The sequence below is a fragment of the Parvibaculum sp. genome, from assembly GCF_035511255.1.
GTDB lineage: Bacteria > Pseudomonadota > Alphaproteobacteria > Parvibaculales > Parvibaculaceae > Parvibaculum.
The window spans coordinates 1-1,980 of the sequence record NZ_DATKFR010000375.1; the positions used below are offsets into that span (position 1 = coordinate 1).

Here is a 1,980-nt window from a genome sequence, read left to right on the forward strand (position 1 = left end):
GGTCTGCGACTTCATCCGCACCCGCGCCCGCACGCTGATCTATTCGACGGGCCTGCCACCCGCCTCCGTCGCCGCCGCCATCGCGGCCCTTGACCTCATCGAGGAGGATCCAGACTTCGCCGGGAGCGCGGTCAGGAAGGCAGCCCTCTTTGCCCGCGCGCTCAATCTCCCCGCACCGGAGAGCCCGATCGTCCCCCTGATCCTCGGCGAGGCGGACGCGACGCTGAAGGCATCCGCCCTTCTCGACGCCGAAGGCTTCCTCGTCACCGCCATCCGTCCGCCGACCGTGCCCGAGGGAACCGCGAGGCTCCGTTTCACGTTTACGGCTGAGCACCGGGACGAAGACATTCTCCGCCTCGCCGGTCTGGTGCGCGAACGCATTCTGCCCCGTCACGCTGCCGAGTAATCATGAGCACCATCTTTGTCACCTCCTCGGGCACCGACATCGGCAAGACCTATGTCTCGGCGCTGCTGATCCGCCAGCTCCGCGAAAAGGGCAAGCCCGTTCGCGCGCTGAAGCCGCTGGTGAGCGGCCTCGACGAGGCCAGTTTCGCGGGAAGCGATCCGGCCGCGCTTCTTGCGGCGCTCGGCGAAACGGTCGCTTACGAGAATGCGGGTCTCGTGTCGCGCTGGCGTTACAAGGCGGCGCTATCGCCCGACATGGCGGCGGCGCGCGAAGGCCAGACGATCGATTTCGTGGAGCTGGTCAATCACTGCCTCGATACCGCGCGGGACGACGAGACGCTGGTCATCGAAGGCGTTGGCGGGCTGATGGTCCCGCTCGACGAACGCCACACAGTCCTTGACTGGATGCTGGAGCTGAAGCGGTTGCAATTGCGGTCGCTTCTCGTCGTCGGCTCCTATCTCGGCACGATCAGCCACACGCTGACGACGCTCGACGTGATGCGCCGCAACGATCTCGAACCCCGCGCCATCGTGGTGAGCGAGTCGCTTTCCGCGCCCGTGCCGCTCGAGGAAACCGTCGAGACGATCCGGCGCTTCGCAAAGCTCGATACGATCGCACTGCCGCGCAACGGCGAGCCCGATCTGGCGGGATTGTTCGTGTAGACGTGCTCGCTTCACACACTCCGTGTCACCCCGGGCTTGTCCCGGGGCCCAGTAGCCGCTTGCTCCGTGCCTGCCGCCCCTGGGTCCCGGCACAAGGCCGGGATGACAGCATGTGGGAGAACGAGGAGATCCCGCTATTTCGGTCCGAACAGGAACCAGAGGATCAGTCCGAGCACCGGCAGCAGCAGGATGATGACGATCCAGATCGCCTTGGCGAGCGGTGTCGCGCCGCTCTGGGCCACGCGGACGATCGCATAGATGTCCGCAATGAGAATGAGCAGGCCGAGAAACCCGCCATAACCGTGACCCAGCATTCCGCATCTCCCTGAGAACAGCACCGGCTTCAATCTAGTGCGTCCACGCCCTGAAGGTAAGGCTCAAAGCAAGGCCGGCGTCTCGACGCCTTCATGGGTCAGCAGCCATTTCTTGGTCGGTAGCCCGCCGCCGAAGCCCGTCAGCGTGCCGTCGGAGCCGATGACGCGGTGGCAGGGCACGATGACCGGAATGGGGTTCTTCCCGTTGGCGAGGCCGACGGCGCGCACCGCATTCGGGTTGCCGATGATCCGGGCAATATCGGCATAGCTCCTGGTCGCGCCGAAGGGGATCTTCTGCAGCGCGCGCCAGACGCCGAGCTGGAAATCCGTGCCTCTGGGGGCAAGCGTCAGATCGCCGAATTCCGTCCGCTTGCCGGCGAAATATTCCTCCAGCGCCTTCACCGCCTGGTTGAGATGCGCGCGCGCCGCGTCGCTCCCGCGCGTGTCTGGAAACTCGCGCTTCTTCTTCTCGCCCGGAAAAACCACGGCAACGAGCCCATCCTCGCTCGCGGCGAGCCTCAGCACGCCGATGGGTGTCTTGAGGCTCGTCACCGCGAGGTCCTCTTTCGCTGTCTGTTTCATTTCGTCCTCCATCAAT

General features: G+C 65.3%; 4 protein-coding genes. 2 read left to right on the forward strand and 2 right to left on the reverse strand.

Going from position 1 to position 1,980, the window contains the following annotated elements:
- Both VMR03_RS14470 and bioD read left to right on the forward strand, forming a co-directional pair.
- A partial coding sequence (locus tag VMR03_RS14470; protein WP_325406430.1) for an aminotransferase class I/II-fold pyridoxal phosphate-dependent enzyme occupies positions 1-406 on the forward strand: 406 nt, incomplete at its 5' end.
- 2 nt (positions 407-408) lie between these two features.
- A complete protein-coding gene (gene bioD, locus VMR03_RS14475) occupies positions 409-1,068 on the forward strand; it encodes a dethiobiotin synthase (protein WP_325406432.1) in 660 nt (219 codons plus the stop codon).
- Positions 1,069-1,202: 134 nt separating this feature from the next.
- Here bioD and VMR03_RS14480 read toward each other — a convergent pair whose 3' ends face one another.
- Together VMR03_RS14480 and VMR03_RS14485 are read right to left on the reverse strand one after the other, a co-directional pair.
- Positions 1,203-1,382: a PLDc N-terminal domain-containing protein gene (locus VMR03_RS14480; RefSeq protein WP_325406434.1), complete on the reverse strand. Its 180-nt coding sequence runs from the start codon at positions 1,380-1,382 to the stop codon at positions 1,203-1,205.
- Between the two features lie 63 nt (positions 1,383-1,445).
- The gene (locus VMR03_RS14485) at positions 1,446-1,976 is read right to left on the reverse strand and encodes a methylated-DNA--[protein]-cysteine S-methyltransferase (protein ID WP_325406436.1); all 531 of its coding nucleotides are present in this window, start codon (positions 1,974-1,976) and stop codon (positions 1,446-1,448) included.
- Between the last annotated feature and the right edge of the window lie 4 nt (positions 1,977-1,980).

Bases quoted from the DNA above. Each gene is read 5' to 3' on its own strand.
- bioD (WP_325406432.1), top strand. From the start codon at position 409: ATGAGCACCATCTTTGTCACCTCCTCGGGCACCGACATCGGCAAGACC.
- VMR03_RS14480 (WP_325406434.1), bottom strand. From the start codon at position 1,382: ATGCTGGGTCACGGTTATGGCGGGTTTCTCGGCCTGCTCATTCTCATT.
- VMR03_RS14485 (WP_325406436.1), bottom strand. From the start codon at position 1,976: ATGGAGGACGAAATGAAACAGACAGCGAAAGAGGACCTCGCGGTGACG.